Origin of the sequence: Ideonella sp. B508-1 (assembly GCF_000333615.1) — a bacterium.
Taxonomy (GTDB): Bacteria; Pseudomonadota; Gammaproteobacteria; order Burkholderiales; family Burkholderiaceae_C; genus Ideonella.
In genome coordinates, this window is record NZ_BADL01000153.1 from 1 (window position 1) to 15998 (window position 15998).

General features: G+C 67.2%; 12 protein-coding genes, 1 tRNA gene and 1 pseudogene. 5 read left to right on the plus strand and 9 right to left on the minus strand.

The genetic code is table 11. The annotated features are described in order from the left end of the window. The 3 genes from I73_RS31455 to I73_RS07110 all read right to left on the minus strand — a co-directional run. On the minus strand, positions 1–459 hold a 459-nt coding region (locus I73_RS31455), incomplete at its 3' end, for a PKD domain-containing protein (protein WP_159105859.1). Between the two features lie 237 nt (positions 460–696). Next, positions 697–2373: an FAD-dependent oxidoreductase gene (locus I73_RS26525; protein WP_022979977.1), complete on the minus strand. Its 1677-nt coding sequence runs from the start codon at positions 2371–2373 to the stop codon at positions 697–699. Positions 2374–2794: 421 nt separating this feature from the next. Beyond that, a complete protein-coding gene (locus tag I73_RS07110; RefSeq protein WP_159105860.1) occupies positions 2795–4417 on the minus strand; it encodes a PKD domain-containing protein in 1623 nt (540 codons plus the stop codon). A gap of 918 nt (positions 4418–5335) precedes the next feature. On the opposite strand from I73_RS07110, the pseudogene I73_RS33785 reads away from it, so the two are divergent. After that, positions 5336–5680, plus strand: a pseudogene (locus tag I73_RS33785) (hypothetical protein); the annotation flags it as partial. Positions 5681–6322: 642 nt separating this feature from the next. Here the strand turns inward: I73_RS33785 and I73_RS07115 are convergent. Further along, positions 6323–6398, minus strand: a tRNA-Arg gene (locus I73_RS07115). Between the two features lie 194 nt (positions 6399–6592). On the opposite strand from I73_RS07115, the gene I73_RS07120 reads away from it, so the two are divergent. Next, on the plus strand, positions 6593–7129 hold the full coding sequence (locus I73_RS07120; RefSeq protein WP_022979979.1) for a cytochrome c5 family protein: 537 nt from the start codon (positions 6593–6595) through the stop codon (positions 7127–7129). Positions 7130–7203: 74 nt separating this feature from the next. Here the strand turns inward: I73_RS07120 and I73_RS07125 are convergent, their stop codons facing one another. From I73_RS07125 to purU, 4 genes are read right to left on the minus strand one after another with little or no spacing between them, the layout of a single operon-like run. Then, positions 7204–7746, minus strand: coding sequence for a DUF2946 family protein (locus tag I73_RS07125; RefSeq protein ID WP_022979980.1), 543 nt, complete (start codon positions 7744–7746; stop codon positions 7204–7206). Positions 7747–7762: 16 nt separating this feature from the next. Continuing rightward, complete coding sequence (locus I73_RS07130; protein WP_022979981.1) at positions 7763–8731, minus strand: YheT family hydrolase; 969 nt, start codon at positions 8729–8731, stop codon at positions 7763–7765. A 51-nt stretch (positions 8732–8782) separates the two neighbouring features. After that, a complete protein-coding gene (locus I73_RS07135) occupies positions 8783–9235 on the minus strand; it encodes a nuclear transport factor 2 family protein (RefSeq protein WP_022979982.1) in 453 nt (150 codons plus the stop codon). Between the two features lie 25 nt (positions 9236–9260). Next, on the minus strand, positions 9261–10148 hold the full coding sequence (gene purU, locus I73_RS07140) for a formyltetrahydrofolate deformylase (RefSeq protein WP_022979983.1): 888 nt from the start codon (positions 10146–10148) through the stop codon (positions 9261–9263). A 501-nt stretch (positions 10149–10649) separates the two neighbouring features. Here purU and I73_RS07150 point away from each other — a divergent pair. Genes I73_RS07150 through I73_RS07160 form a run of 3 tightly spaced genes read left to right on the plus strand, consistent with a single transcriptional unit; the run spans position 10650 to position 14854 of the window. After that, entirely contained in the window at positions 10650–12020 is a 1371-nt protein-coding gene (locus tag I73_RS07150; protein ID WP_022979985.1) for a CmpA/NrtA family ABC transporter substrate-binding protein, read from the plus strand. 4 nt (positions 12021–12024) lie between these two features. Then, a complete protein-coding gene (locus I73_RS26535) occupies positions 12025–12987 on the plus strand; it encodes an ABC transporter permease (protein WP_022979986.1) in 963 nt (320 codons plus the stop codon). A gap of 28 nt (positions 12988–13015) precedes the next feature. Beyond that, positions 13016–14854 (plus strand): ABC transporter ATP-binding protein, encoded by a 1839-nt coding sequence (locus tag I73_RS07160; protein WP_022979987.1) that lies wholly within the window; start codon positions 13016–13018, stop codon positions 14852–14854. Between the two features lie 25 nt (positions 14855–14879). On the opposite strand, the gene I73_RS26540 is transcribed toward I73_RS07160, so the two are convergent. After that, the coding region (locus I73_RS26540) for a type IV pili methyl-accepting chemotaxis transducer N-terminal domain-containing protein (protein WP_148289719.1) at positions 14880–15998 on the minus strand (1119 nt) is incomplete at its 5' end.

Genomic DNA, 15998 nt, shown 5'->3' on the forward strand with positions numbered 1-15998 from the left:
CAGCAGCACGCGCTTGCCGTTCCACGCCGTGCCCGTGGGCAGCGCCGTGTTCAGGGATGCACCGCTGGGGCAGCCCGTGTAGTTCTTGGCCGCCGACACACACACAGTTTTGGTCCCGGTGTACGCCGTGTCCGCCGCCGTCACCGTCACCGTCACGTTGGCCGTCGAGGTCTCTCCGGTGCTCGGGTTGGTCGCCTTCACCGTGATCGTGTACGTGCCCGCCACGTCAAACACGTGCGCCGCCACCGGACCCGAGGTCTCCGTGTTCTTGGGCAGCCCCGACACCGACCACTTCAGCCCACGGTCGTCCCCGAAGTTGAACGCATAGTTCAGCTGCCGGAAACTGTCCAGACCCGACGTGTTCGTCGTGCCCGTCGCATCAAACAGCACCGCCAACGGCGCAACACCTGTCACCCGCGACGCCGTCATCGACGCCGTCACCGTCGTGGCGGTCTTCACATCAGACGGAGCATTCTGCTCTGCAGGAATGGCCGAATCGGTCCAAGCCAGACAGCAGGCGAGGACTCTCCAAAGCCTCTGGCACTGCACTCCCATGGTCATGCCTGCGCCCCCGCTTACTCAGTCCCCCGGCTCATGGTGTTTCGTCCGCACCGACACTATGCTGCATTGCAGCAGACTCTGGCAAGAGGGGCGCTCGCCGCGTGAACAGACCAGGACGGGCGCAACCCCGTCCCGTCAGGAAGACACCTTGCTGCGCTCCATCGCCACGTCCAGCAGAGGAACCGGGTTACTGGTCTGGCGGAAGGATCGTGCCAGATGATCCGACAACCGCACGGCAAGCGCGACCAGATTGACGGTCGGATAGTTGGCGCCCACCGTGGGAAACACCGAACTACCGGCAAGATAGAGGTTCTTGCAGTCATGCGCCCGGCAGTTGGCGTCCACCACCCCATGCCGGGGGCTACTGTGCATGCGTGTGGTACCCATGTGGTGCCACGTGCCTTGCCGTTCCAGCGATGCCGGCCATGGCTGACCGGACAGCGGGGGAGGCAACTCCGCACGACCCACGCCACGCGTCTGGAGGAAGTCGGCGAACAATCGGTGACCGGTGTCGATCGTGTGCTTCTCCTGCTCCCCCATGCGCCATTCCACCCGCGCCCGGGGAATGCCCAGCGCATCCCGCTGCTCGCCCAATGTGACCCGACTCTCGGGATTTGGCACCGGTTCGGCCACGCAGGCGAGATCCAGATAGGGCGCGGGACTCAACCGGGGCACCACACGCCCGCCAACGAAGCGCAGCGATGTCAGTGGGGCAGCCATCACCGTCCGGATGTCCTGCAGCACGCTCTCGTCCCAGGCTCGGTGACCCAGGCTTCTCTGCTTGGCACGAAAGAGCGCCTCGGCCTGCGGCGTACCTTCGCCAGGAAAGACGGAACACAGCCACATCACGGAATTGGTCAGACCCAGGCGCTCACGCACCTCTGGTGTGGGCATGACTTGGGCCGCCACTTTCGTCCCCTCAGCGGCCACATGCCGGTGGTGGTAATTGAACTTGATGTCGTACAGCTTGCTGCGCTTCCAGTCCCCGCGCATGTGAAGCCGTCCCACCTGCACCCGGGGATGATCCATGAAGTAGCGCCCCACCAGGCCATTGCGGTTGGCCAAGCCCTCTGGCCGCTGAGGACTGCAGGCCAGCAGAAGTCGAGGGTTTTCAATTCCGCCGGCCGCCAGCACAAAACGCTCGGCCGAGACCGACAACTGCCGACCGTTCAGGCTGCGCGCCAGCACGGACTCCAACACATCCCCCTCCGGGGTGCTGTCGAAGCGAACCACATTGGCATGCAGAACGACGGTGATAAGACGGCTATCGCGCAATCGGCGACGATAGTCGCGCCCAAAACGCACAGGAAGACTGAAATGGGAGACTGCGTCCATCAATCCCGTGCCCGCCAAAGGAAAGCGCTGCACGTCAGGCCGACCGATGGCTGCCACCCAATGCGCAGGGTCGTAGTTCACGGGACCCAGCTTCAGCCACTGGTGCGCCTTATGGACATAAGGCTGAAACTCGGCATGTCCGATGGGCCATCCGCTGTACGCCACCCATGGACGTCGCTCGAAATCGGATGGCTCGAAGGCGCGGCAGAACCCACCCCAGCAATTGCTGCTGCCGCCGAGGAAGCGGCTCCGGCACCCATCGCCGAACTGGTAGTCGATCTCGCCAGCGCTTGAACCTCGGTTCAAGTCTCTGGAGGCCTCTTCCACATCCAGCCCGCCACTCTCCAGCACCACGCAAGCGATGCCGGCGGACTCCAGCTCCATGGCGATCACCAAGCCAGCCGTCCCTCCTCCCACGATGCAGACGTCTGACTGCATGCGTTGTTCGGCATCCATGTGCCGCAAATCGAGCAACATCGTTACCGCTGATCTAGTGAATCGAATGTTCTTGCCAGAGCCCCAAGCCAAGCCGATGTCCGATGTCGTTCGGCAGACTTTTACCAAAGAATACAGGTCTGCCCCGTGCGCAACCAGCCTTTCGGTCAACAAGGCGTGGCGCCAAGTTCACAGCACCAGGGGTTGCCACCACCTTTCCGGCGGCCGACCACGCCGTGGCCTCGCACACACTGCCAGAGGAACACCGCCCTGGTGTCTTCTGTTCGGCAGACAGCCCGGCCGGGGAGTGACATATTGCCATTGCAAGCTTCTTCTGCCTTCTTGCGCCATCGTCATCGCCAGAGGGGTGCTGCGGCAGAGCAAAGAAAAGCGACTGCCATCGGCAGCCGCTGCATGAAGAGATCCGAGAAGAGACAACGCTCTTCCCGGCATACCCACCGGATCAGTTCGCGTAGTAGGGTCCCTTCCAGTTGGTCGGCAGGGCCGCATCGTGGCCGACGCCTTCCCAGAGACTGCCGCCACTCTTCACCGTGTTGCTGCGGTAGGTCAGTTGCTTACCGCCCATGGTCAGGTCTTGGGAGGTGTGGCTGTTGCGGATGAAGGAGTTGTTCTGGACCAGCACATTGCTGACGCCTTCGGCCGAGGTGTCGTTCTCCGGGCAGATCGCCACCGTCCACTGGTTCGTGTCAGACGGGTCGCCGAAGAGGTTGTTGGCCACCACCACCTGCTCCGAATACCACGCATCGTCCTTGTACGCATCGGTGTAGGCCGTCAGACCGCCACTGTGCAGCTTCAGCGAGTGGTACGTCCCCGACGGGTTGATCCCCCTGAGCTGGTTGTGCGCCACGATCGCCTTGCGCACCTTCGTGAAGCGCGCCGTGTGGTACTTCGAAACACCCATCACGTTGCCCAGCATCGCGTACTGCGAGCCGTCACCGAACAGGTTGTAGCCCCCGTCGCTGAACGTGCCCGTCACCTTGTTCTCCACCACGAAGATCTGGCTGGCGTAGTAGAACGAGCTGGTCGGCACCGTCCGATACGGGTCGCTGGCCGCCCAGTAGCTGATGCCACCGGTGTAAATGCCATGGCCGTTGCTCGGCGAGGTCATGTCCAGTCGGTACAGCAGCACTTGCTTGCCCAGGCTCTGCGCCACCCCGTTGGTGATCGCCAGATCCATCACCGTGATGTCGCTGGCAAAGTTCGCCGTCGTCGGCCGCCAGTTGCCCACGCCCACCGAGTTCACCACCGGCGCATTGCCGCTGCCGTATGCACCCACCTGCACCCCAACGTTGCCGTCCAGAATGCTGATGTCGCCAAAGCTCTCACCGCGAGCCAGCAGCACGCGCTTGCCGTTCCACGCCGTGCCCGTGGGCAGCGCCGTGCTCAGGGATGCACCGCTGGGGCAGCCCGTGTAGTTCTTGGCCGCCGACACACACACCGTCTTGGTCCCGGTGTACGCCGTGTCCGCCGCCGTCACCGTCACCGTCACGTTGGCCGTCGAGGTCTCTCCGGTGCTCGGGTTGGTCGCCTTCACCGTGATCGTGTACGTGCCCGCCACGTCAAACACGTGCGCCGCCACCGGACCCGAGGTCTCCGTGTTCTTGGGCAGCCCCGACACCGACCACTTCAGCCCACGGTCGTCCCCGAAGTTGAACGCATAGTTCAGCTGCCGGAAACTGTCCAGACCCGACGTGTTCGTCGTGCCCGTCGCATCAAACAGCACCGCCAACGGCGCAACACCTGTCACCCGCGACGCCGTCATCGACGCCGTCACCGTCGTGGCACCCGAACCAGTACTGGTACCCGTTCCGGAGGTCGAGCCTGTGCCGGAGGTCGAACCGGTGCCCGAGGTCGAACCGGTGCCCGAGGTCGAGCCGGTGCCTGCAGGATAGGTGGCCACATCGCATTCCTTGACGATCCCGTGCGCGGGATCGGACCCAAAGAAGGAGGTGTTGCACTTCCCGCTGCCAGTCACCTGCTTGCTCACCCAGCTGCTGCCTGCACCAAAACGGACCGTCTGGGTCCCGCTGACGCTGAAGGCGCTGTACTCCGAAGCGACCTTCACCCAAACAGGATCCGTGGTCGCAGCCGCCTGAGCGCGCATCCCGGAGGAAGAGTTGTCGGAAGTAGCAGAAGCAGTATCGGCCAAGGTATCACTTGCGGTCGTGCCCCCACCACCGCAAGCGGCCAGGACAGCCGCCAAAACCATGCTCACGGAAACCGTGAACACTCGAGAAGGAAGAATATGAGAGTGCATGTTTGCTCGCAGACTTGAACTGAGACAGCGCCCTAGAGACTGCAGGCGCACCGTGTACACGCTCGGTTTAACGGCATCGGCAGGGGGGCACTTAAGCCGAGAAAAGGGGGGCATTCCAAGCGTTCCGGAACTATTAGGCAAAAGACCCCCACCATTGAGGGGGGTTTTGTGACAATCTATTTCAAGGTGGTGCAAGAGTTTTCAAATGCACCCGCGTGGTGCAAAACTGCTTCCCGCCTCATCCGACCCCATGACTTCTAGGGGTAAACATCATGACCTCAAGGGTTCATCGATCCCCTCGACGTCACACCCGTCTCTTTCGGATCACAAACATTTCTCTGCAGAGATATCGCTGGCCCTGAACTTTCTTCAGAACCCGATTTACCCACCCCTGGAATGGCAGCCCAGGCCAACAGAATCGACCGCAAACCGGGAGACTTGATATCAACATCGATATTCACCCGGAGCAAATACATCAATCCCCAATAATTCGCCGATCAGAAAATCATCTCCTCGGAATCGACCGGATCAACATAGCCCCACCGTGGGATACCACTGAATGACCAGACAATATCCACGGACAGCAGCCCGGTCTCATGCGAAATCAATGGGCCATGGGACAGCAGCCATGGCCACCGTGGGTGGCGGCAGCAAGCCGCGGCGTCAGTCCAGCCAGCCCCGCAGCCAGGCCAGGCGAGCCCGGCTGAGCACGATGAGGCGTCACCACCGAAGCACGTGTCTCTGCCCGATCCAGGCACCCGTGGGACAGCGGTGTCTGGCGGCCCGGCCTTCTACGCCTATTCGGCAAGCTACTTCACTGATCTCGAGGTCGGTGTCATCGTCGATGTCGAGGCGACGCCTGCGCATAGAACGGCGGAGGTCGAGTCCACGAAGGCGATGACCGAGCGTGCGAGGGGCGCTGAATGCCCATCGAGGCAAAACTGCCGCCCGAAGACGCCCATGCGCAAGATCGCGCGAAGTGTTCATGAGGAGTCCCGCGCAGTCGCGCGGGATCTCTCAGATACAAAAGAGGGCAAAGTACTCTTCGCACATCTCAAACGCATCATGCGGCGGGCTGCCGGAGGGACTTCCGGCAGCCCGATGCCTGCTCGAAGACGCAGAGACCGCCCGCGAACCTTGAGGAGGTCGAAGGGGCGACTGAACTGGCGACTACCGCCATCTCGGCAGCGCGCCCAGCCCGAGTCGCAAGGCGAGTTTTTCAACGGAGTCGGTCGATAGCCGCCATCCGAGCAGTCCCCGTCGACGCGAACACTTTCAGTCTGAAGCGGTCCCGCAGTCCACTCTCCGGCGAGACAGTGCGAGACCTCGCGTCCAGGTGCGATCACATGAGCGGTGCCCACCTTCAAACCAGCGCAGACTGGAAGGGACTCGAGCGCGCGGCCAGCAACAGCGCGGATGTGAAGCTGGCGCATCCGAGATGCACCGACGCGCCGGGAACATTGCCGCCCCGTGCCATCCCGGGCCAAGTTGCATCGCGCAACTCGCACGCCTTGGCTGTCAAGCTCCCACATCACGGAACCCATGCCGCATGGCCGCGACTTCGGCTCTCCAGGAAGGCAATTCCTGGCCGGACTTGCAATCAGGCATCAGGTGGCGAACGCGCCAGGACATGCCGAATTCACAGACCGCTCAGCCACCCGCGTCGGTCCGGAACAGCCGGGTTGAGGATGTCAACCACGGGTCCCGGGCAGGTGGTGCGCCCGGCTGGGATCGAACCAGCAACCCCTGGCTTCGGAGGCCAGTACTCTATCCATTGAGCTACGGGCGCACGATGGAAGCGTCGGATTCTAGCAGCCCCGCGCGGCTTGCCGTCGACGCATGCGGCAGGAAGAATCCGCGCCGTCCTTGCTGAAAATCAGACAGGTGACAGACGCTGCCCCGTATGCTGCTCGTTTTGCCCGAGATCGCGCGCGTGAGCTTCATGCCACGATCGGCTGTCCCCACCCGAAGAACGAGGAATTCATGAGCCAAGCCCACGACGCTCAACAGGCCCACGAAGGGCCGATCAAGACGCCCAAGCAACTGGTCCTGACCGTGTTGGCCTCGTTCGCCATCCCCATCCTGATCATCGTCCTGTTGATCGTCTATGTGTCCAACGGCGCCAAGCAGGGCGCGGGCTCGGACGCCATGACACCCGAGGCCGTGGCCACCCGCATCCAGCCGGTGGGCGAGCTGACGCTGAACATCGCCACCGGCGGCGGCGTGGCCCGCACCGGTGAAGAGGTCTACAAGGCGATCTGCTCCGGCTGCCACGCGGCCGGCACCCTGAACGCGCCCAAGTTCGGCGACGCCGCTGCCTGGGGCCCGCGCATCGCCACCGGCTTCGACGCCCTGCTGCATTCGGCCCTGAACGGCAAGAACGCCATGCCGGCCAAGGGCGGCGCCGCCGACCTGTCGGAGCTGGAAGTGGCCCGTGCGGTGGTCTACATGGCCAACGATGCCGGCGCCAAGTTCCCGGAACCCAAGGCCCCGGCCGAGGCCGCCAGCGCCGCGCAGTGAACGCACCGCCGCGCTGACCGCCACCCCCAGCCGCCTTCGGGCGGCTTTTTCATGCCCGGTCGGCCGCCGCGTGCTCAGGCGTGGGCAGCGGCCTGCGGGCTGCGCACAAAGCCGAAGCGCGCCGGCAGGGTCGCGCCCTCCACCGGCTGCGGGTCCCAGCGGCCGGCTTCCACCTCGTCGGCGGCCAGAGCCATGTCCTGGCTGTGGACCAGGCCCACGCCCTGGGCGGTCTGCAGATAGAGGTGCCCCGCTTCGTCCAGCCAGCTGGCCGCCACCGGGCCGGCCGGCTGACCGGTGTGGGCGCGCAGGTGCAGCACCCCCGCCTCGTCGCGGCGCAGGCGCCAGACGAGGGGGGTGGCCTCCAGTTCCACATAGACCCGCTGCGGGCCGTTCTGGAAGAACCAGCAGCCCTGGCCATCGGCCTCGTAGTTGCGCTCGATGAACTCGCGCAGCTTGTCGTGCTGGATGCGGCTGCCCTTGCTCCGCGGAAAGGGGCCGGCGGCCTGGGTGCGGTCGTCGCGCATGTACCAGTCACCCCGGGCGTCCAGGCCCAGCCAGCCGTAGCAGTGCGGCACATGGGGCCACTTGGCCAGGGCGGCCTTCACCATCTCGTCCATCGCGGGCTCCTTGTCTTCAGGCGCGGGCCGCCAGCCAGTCGGCCACCGCGGCGGGCATGTGCAGCACATGGCCGGGGAAGCGCCCGGCCGGAAAACCCACATGGCCACCCTGCGCCGGCTGCCACAGCGTGACGTGGCGCCCCACCTGCCCGGCCCGCGGCAGGCTGGCCGCCGGCACGAAGGGGTCGTTGCGGGCGTTCAGCGCCAGGGCCGGCACGCGGATGCGGGCCAGGTGCGGCTTGGCCGAGGCCCGGGCCCAATAATCCTCCACCCCCCGGAAACCATGCAAGGGGGCGGTGAACAGGTCGTCGAACTCGTAGAGCGTGCGCACCCGGCCCAGGCGCTCGCCATCGAACAGGCCGGGATGCTGCAGCAGCTTGGCCCGGGCCTTGGGCTTCATGGTGTTCAGGAACATGCGCCCGTAGACCTGCCGGTTGAAGCCGCGGCCGATGGCGTGGCCGCCGGCGGCCAGGTCCAGCGGTGAACACACGGCCGCCACCGCGGCCACCTGGGCCGCCGCCGTCTCGCCGGCCTCGCCGGCCCAGCGCAGCAAGGCGTTGCCACCCAGAGAGATGCCCACGGCCATCAGCGGCCGGGCGCTGCGTTCGCGCAGCCGGGCCAGGATCCAGCCCATCTCCTCGAAGTCGCCCGAGTGGTAGGCCCGCGGGGCCTGGTTGATCTCGCCCGAGCAGCCGCGAAAGTGCGGCACCGCGTAGGACCAGCCGCGCGCGGCCGCCACCTCGGCAAAGGCGCGGGCATAGGCGCTGTCCGAATTGCCCTCCAGGCCGTGAAAGAGCACGAGCCAAGGGGCCTGGGCGTCGGCCGCCGGGCGCAGGTCCACGTCGATGAAGTCACCGTCGGGGGTCGTCCAGCGTTCGCGCTGGTACAGCGGCTTCGGGCCGAGGTTGGGCCGCGAGACGCGCGAGCCCCAGATGGTCTGCAGATGGCCGCCGGGCAGCCAGAGGGGCGCAAGATAGGACTGCATGGACAAGAAGGGCCGAACGAGGCTCAGGACTGCAGCCAGCGCCGTGCCAGCTCAATGCAGCACGGCCGGCACCTCGACGATCTCGGGCAGTGCGTCCTCGGACGCCGGGCTGGCATGGTGGGCCACCATGCGCCAGCCCAGGGCCGTCTTGAGGTAGACGTTGGTGGCCATGACCCAGCCGGTGCGCAGGCCGCCGTCCTCGCTCACCTCGATGCGCTCCATCACGCTGTGCACCGCGCAGCCCAGGGTCTGCATGCGGCGCACGTTCTCGGCGTGGATGTTGAGCGCGCCGCTGCTGCAGACGGCCTCGAAGCCGGTGCGCACCGCGGCGGCGCCCACCAGGCGCGGGCCGCCCGGGTGCACGCACAGCAGCTCGTCCTCCTCGGACCAGACCGCCATCACCTTGTCCAGGTCGCCTTCGCGCAGGCCCTCGTAGAACTGGGCCTCCACATCGTCCGGCGAGGCCATCAGCGCGGCGGTCTGGGCTTTGGCGCGGGAAGGCATGGGGCGTGCTCCGGCAGGCGGCAAGTCAGCGGAAGACCACAGTCTTGTGACCGTTGATCAGCACGCGGCGCTCCACATGCCAGCGCACGGCACGGGCCAGCACCACGCATTCCACGTCGCGGCCCACGGCGGTCAGGTCCTCGGCCGAGAGGGAATGGTCCACCCGGGCCACGTCCTGCTCGATGATCGGGCCCTCGTCCAACTCGGGCGTCACATAGTGGGCGGTGGCGCCGATCAGCTTCACGCCCCGGGCATGGGCCTGGTAATAGGGCTTGGCGCCCTTGAAGCTGGGCAGGAAGCTGTGGTGGATGTTGATGGCGCGTCCGCGCAGCTGCTCGCAGAACTCGCGCGAAAGAATCTGCATGTAGCGCGCCAGCACCACCAGGTCGATGCGCTCGGATTCGATCAGCGCCTCGATCTGCTTTTCCTGGGCACGCTTGGTCTCGGCGTCCGAGCCCCCCACCAGCGGCAGGTGGAGGAAGGGGATGCCGTAGCTCTCGGCCAGGGACGCGAAGGTCGTGTGGTTCGACACGATGGCCGGGATGTCCACCGGCAGCTGGCCGCTCTTCCAGCGGAACAGCAGGTCGTTCAGGCAGTGGCCGTGCTGGCTGACCATCAGCAACAGGCGCGGGCGCTGGGCAGCCGCGCGGATGCGGGCCTCCATGCCGAACTGCTCGCGCACATGGGCGAACAGGTTTTCCAGCGTGGCCACGTCCGCCAGATGCGGCGGCGCCTCGAAATGCACCCGCATGAAGAAGAGGCCGGTCGCCCCCTCGCCCTGCACGTCACCGAACTGCTGGGAGTCGATGATGTTGCACCCGGCCTGGTACAGCAGGCCCGAGACGTTGTGGACGATCCCCTTGGTGTCGCGGCACGACAGGGTCAGGATGAATTCTTCTTCGGAACGGGACATGATGGCCGCGATTGTACGGAGCCCCCTGAAGCCCGAGCGGCTTGCTGCGCCCGGGCCCGCCCACCTGTTCTGGTGCGCAGCCCCGGCGCGGGGCGCCGTTGCGGTGCAGCACGCCGCAATCTGAGGCGGCCCGCAGGGGCTTGCCGGGCCCCTCTCCCGGGAAAACAGGCTGGCACGCGGTTTGCATAACTGCTCCCGTGGTCCGCAAGGATCACACGGTCAGGTTGTAAGGTACCAGAGCGGTTTTGGACACGGCGCTCTCCCGGACATCGGTTTCCGGTGAGCTGGGAGGCGCCCCCTTTTTCCACCCCTGCCGCCCCGCCCCACCGGCCGCGCACCCCCAGGCGCCAGATCAACGACGGTCTGCCCTGCCCCCTCCCGCCGAGCGGCCCGTCGCCGCCCGTCACCCCCCACAGCGTCTCCATCGCCCCGGCCCGCGCCGGCGCCCGATGAAGACGCTTTTTGCTTTCCACCGTCCACTTCCCGCGTCCAGGAGAAGCCATGTCCTCGTCCAAGTCCGTGATCGATCGTCGCCGCTTCGTCGCCGGGGCCGCCGCCCTGGCGGGATCCGCCGGCCTGAGCCTGCCCGCGCGGGCCCAGAAGGCCGGCCAGCCCGAGAAGGAGGCGCTGAAGTTCGGCTTCATCAAGCTGACCGACTGCGCCCCGCTGGTCATCGCCTATGAAAAGGGCTACTTCGAGGACGAGGGCCTGAACGTGCAGCTGGAGGCCCAGGCCAACTGGAAGGTGCTGCTGGACCGCGTGATCGACGGCCAGCTCGACGGCGCGCACATGCTGGCCGGCCAGCCCCTGGGCGCGGCCATCGGCTTCGGCACCAAGGCCGACATCGTCACGGCCTTCAGCATGGACATGAACGGCAATGCCATCACCGTGTCCAACGCGGTCTGGGCCGAGATGAAGAAGAACCTGCCGATGCAGGGCGGCAAGGTGGTCCACCCGATCAAGGCCGATGCGCTGAAGAAGGTCGTCGACGCCTGGAAGAAGGAGGGCAAGCCCTTCAAGATGGGCATGGTGTTCCCGGTCTCCACCCACAACTACGAGCTGCGCTACTGGCTGGCCGCGGGCGGCCTGAACCCCGGCTACTACACCCCCAGCGACATCAGCGGCACCAAGAGCGCGGACGTGCTGCTCTCGGTCACCCCGCCGCCGCAAATGCCGGCCACCATGGAAGCCGGCACCATCCACGGCTACTGCGTGGGCGAGCCCTGGAACCAGCAGGCCGTGGTCAAGGGCATCGGCGTGCCGGTGGTGATCGACGACGAGATCTGGAAGGGCAAGCCCGAAAAGGTCTTCGGTGTGACCAAGGCCTGGGCGGACAAGTACCCCAACACCCACATCGCCGTGGTCAAGGCCCTGATCCGGGCCGGCAAGTGGCTGGACGCCTCGATGGCCAACCGAATCGAAGCGGTCAAGCTGCTGTCCAAGTCGCAGTACGTGGGCGCCGACGCCGCGGTGATCGGCAACAGCATGACCGGCACCTTCGAGTACGAGAAGGGCGACAAGCGCCCCGCGCCGGACTTCAACATCTTCTTCCGCAACTACGCCACCTACCCCTTCTACAGCGACGCCATCTGGTTCCTGACCCAGATGCGCCGCTGGGGCCAGATCCCCGAGGCCAAGCCGGATAGCTGGTACGCCGAAACCGCCAAGAAGGTCTACCGCCCGGACATCTACCTGCAGGCCGCCCAGGCCCTGATCGCCGAGAAGAAGCTGCTGGACACCGAGGTGCCCAAGACCGACGGCTTCAAGGGCGTGCAAAGCGGCTTCATCGACGGCGTGAGCTACGACGGCCGCAAGCCCAACGACTACCTCGCCAAGTTCAAGATCGGCCTGAAGGCCAACGACAAGGTGTGATGCCATGGAACTCGCTGCCAAGCTCATTGCCCCGCTGCGCGACCCGCGCGAACTGGCCCGCAAGGCGCTGATGTCGCTGGGCGTCCCCCTGGTCGCCTTCGCCGTCTTCCTGCTGCTGTGGTCTGCCGTGGCCTCGCGCATCCAGACCAGCCTGGGCGCCGTGCCCGGCCCCATGGCGGTGGCCCAGCAGGCCGTGGCCCTGGTGCAGGACCACTTTGCCGAGCGCGAACGCGAGCGGGCCTTCTACGAACGCCAGGCCAAGCGCAACGCCGAGCGCCTGGCCGAGGACCCGAACTACCAGCCGCGCCACTTCCAGTGGACCGGCAAGCGCACCTACCTCGACCAGATCGCCACCAGCCTGAAGACGGTGTTCACCGGCTTCCTGCTGGCCACCCTGGTGGCCGTGCCGCTGGGCATCCTGGCGGGCACCTCCAAGTGGGTGCAGGCCGCCATCAACCCGATGGTGCAGCTGTTCCGCCCGGTCTCGCCGCTGGCCTGGCTGCCCATCGTCACGCTGATCGTCAGCGCGGTCTACGTGACCCAGGGCGAGCCGATGTTCGACAAGTCCTTCCTGATCTCGGCCATCACCGTGACGCTGTGCTCGCTGTGGACCACGCTGATCAACACCGCCATCGGCGTGACCTCGGTCGACAAGGACCTGGTCAACGTCGGCAAGGTGCTGCAGCTGCCGCTGTCCACCCGGGTGCGCAAAATCATCCTGCCCCTCGGCCTGGCCTTCATCTTCACCGGCATGCGCCTGTCGCTGGGCGTGGGCTGGATGGTGCTGATCGCCGCCGAGATGCTGGCCCAGAACCCCGGCCTGGGCAAGTTCGTCTGGGACGAGTTCCAGAACGGCAGCTCCGAGTCGCTCAGCCGCATCATGGTCGCGGTGTTCACCATCGGCGGCATCGGCTTTGCGCTGGACCGCCTGATGCAGATGCTGCAGAACCTGGTCGCCCCGCGCTGAGGCGCGTCCACCGTCCCAAAGGTCCGCCATGAACGCCGCCGTCCTGCCCCGTCCCGTGTCCGAAGACGCCGCCGCTCCGCCGCCCCACGTGCATCTGGTGCCCGCCACCGCCGCCCTGGAACTCCGCAACGTCTGCAAGGCCTACGGCCAGGGCGAGGCCCGCAGCGAGGTGCTGCACGATCTGAACCTGCGGGTGGCGCCCGGCGAGTTCGTCGCCATCGTCGGTTTCTCCGGCAGCGGCAAGACCACGCTGATCAACCTGCTGGCCGGCCTGACCACCGCCGACAGCGGCGAGGTGCTCAAGAACGGCCAGCCCGTCACCGGGCCGGGGCCGGACCGCGGCATCGTGTTCCAGAGCTACTCGCTGATGCCCTGGCTGAGCGTGCGCGAGAACGTGGCCCTGGCGGTGGACCGGGTGGCGCAGGACAAGACGGCCGCCGAGCGGGCCGCCATGGTGCAACGCTATGTCTCGATGGTGGGCCTCACCCCGGCCATCGACAGAAAGCCGGCCCAGCTCTCGGGCGGCATGCGCCAGCGCGTGTCGGTGGCCCGCGCCCTGGCCACCGACCCGGACGTGCTGCTGCTGGACGAACCGCTCTCGGCCCTGGATGCCCTGACCCGCGCCAACCTGCAGGACGAGATCGTCCGCATCTGGAGCGAGGACCAGAAGACCGTGGTGCTGATCACCAACGACGTCGACGAGGCGCTGATGGTGGCCGACCGCATCATCCCGCTGGAGATCGGCCCGCGGGCCCAGCTGGGCCCGTCCTTCACGGTGGACATCCCCCGCCCGCGCGACCGCCGCGCGATGAACCACGACGCCCGCTTCCAGCAGCTGCGCGCCGAAATCACCCAGCACCTGCTGCAGCTCTCGCAGTCGCATGCCGCCAGCCAGGGCGGCCAGGTGCTGCCGCTGCCGGTGCTGACCCCGCGCCACGGCGCGGAACGCCCGGAGGCCCGCCGCCCGCCCACGCTGGCCCGCCTGCTGGGCCTGCGCCATGCCGAACTGGCCGAGCGCATCGAAGCCGAGGCCGCCCTGCCCGACATGCCGGCGCCGGGCACCGAGCGCGCCCCGCGCAGCGGCGACGAGCGCTTCGTCGAGTTCTCCAAGCTCATCAAGGTCTACCCCACGCCCAAGGGCCCGCAGACCGTGGTGGACGGCTTCGACCTCAAGGTCCGCAAGGGCGAGTTCATCTCGGTCATCGGCCACTCGGGCTGCGGCAAGTCCACCGTGCTGTCGATGATGGCCGGCCTGACCGACATCACCGACGGCGTGATCATCCTGGACGGCCGGCAGGTCACCCACGCCGGGCCGGACCGCGGCCTGGTCTTCCAGGCGCCCAGCCTGGTGCCCTGGCTGAGCGCCTTCGACAACGTGATGCTGGGCGTGGCCAAGGTCTTCCCGCACGCCAGCGAGGCCGAGCGCCGCGACACCGTGGCCTATTACCTCAACCGCGTGGGCCTGGGCTCAGCCCTGCACAAGCACGCCAGCGAGCTGTCCAACGGCATGAAGCAGCGCGTGGGCATCGCCCGGGCCTTCGCCCTGCAGCCCAAGATGCTGCTGCTCGACGAGCCTTTCGGCATGCTGGACTCGCTGACCCGCTGGGACCTGCAGGAGGTGCTGATGGAGGTCTGGGCCCGCAGCCAGGTGACGGCCATGATGGTGAGCCACGACGTGGACGAGGCCATCCTGCTGGCCGACCGCGTGGTGATGATGAGCAACGGCCCGCGCGCCAAGATCGGCAAGATCATGGACGTGCCGCTGGCGCGCCCGCGCACCCGCGAAGCCCTGCTGGCCCACCCGCAGTACTACGCGCTGCGCGAGGAACTGATCGGCTTCCTGGAAGACTGCGGCAGCCAGCACTGAGCCCGGCGCCCCCGCGGGGCGCGGCTCAGGACATGATGAGCTGCAGGCTGCGCTCGTAGCTGTCGGTCAGGCGGTGGAACAGCGCCAGCAGCGCGTCGCTGGAGGCCGCCAGCACGCCCTGCACGTCGATGCCCGGCCCGCCGCGCAGTGCGCGCAAGAGGCGCAGCCATTCGTCGCGGGCCGCTGCCAGGGTCTCGCGGATGTCCGGGGTGGACAGCGGCGCCTGCTCCAGCTCGCGCAGCGTGGCCTCGAAGTCGTCCATCAGCGCCGGCAGCAAGGCCAGCCGCTCGGGCTGGTTCAGCAGGCCGGCCAGCAAGGCCAGCTTGGCCAGGCGTTGCACCCGCATGCGCTGACGGCCGCACAGGTTGACGATGCGCAGCGCCCCGCGGGCGCCGCTGGCTTCCAGCGCCGCGGTCAGCGCCTCGGCCGCCTGCAGCAGCTCCTCGGCCCGGGCATCGGCCTCGGCCAGCAGGGGCAGGCCGGCCTTGCCGTCCAGGCTGCGCTGCAAGGCGCCCCAGGCCTGCTCGGCGCGCGTCAAGGCCTCCCGCAGGGCGGCGGGCTGGCCGTCCAGCAGCGGCAGGCTCGCCAGATGCGCCAGGTTGTCCTGCAGGCGCTGGGCTGCCTCGTCCTGGGCGCCGCGGGCCCGCTTGACCTCCACCCCCGCCTGGCGCTGCGCGGCCAGCTTGACCAGGCGCTGCGAGAGCATGCGCAACTGCCCGGCGCGGTTGACCGCCTCGGCCCACTGGGCCGCCTCGATCACCGAGCGCGAAAGCTCGCTCAGCCGCAGGTGGGCATGCATGGACGCACCGCGCAGCAGGCGGAAGGCCTCATCCTCGCTGATGCCACGGGCGTTCATCAGCACGCCCTTGGCCCGGTCCACCCACTTGCGCTCGTCCAGCTGGGCCTGGGCGCGCGTGGCGGCCTTCCGCCACTGGCTGCGCTGCCGGGCCTGGGCCTGCGCCTGGCTCAGGCTCAGGGCCAGCGCCTCNGGCTGCAACCAGACGGTGGGCGACAGCCAGACGGCCTGCCCGGTCTCCAGCAGCGCCAGCCAGGCCGGCAGCTGCGCCGCGTCCGGTGGCGGACAAACAGCAACCGCAGCCCCTCCCGCCCGTCTTCTGGNCGCGCTTGCGGCCCGGCCGCGGCC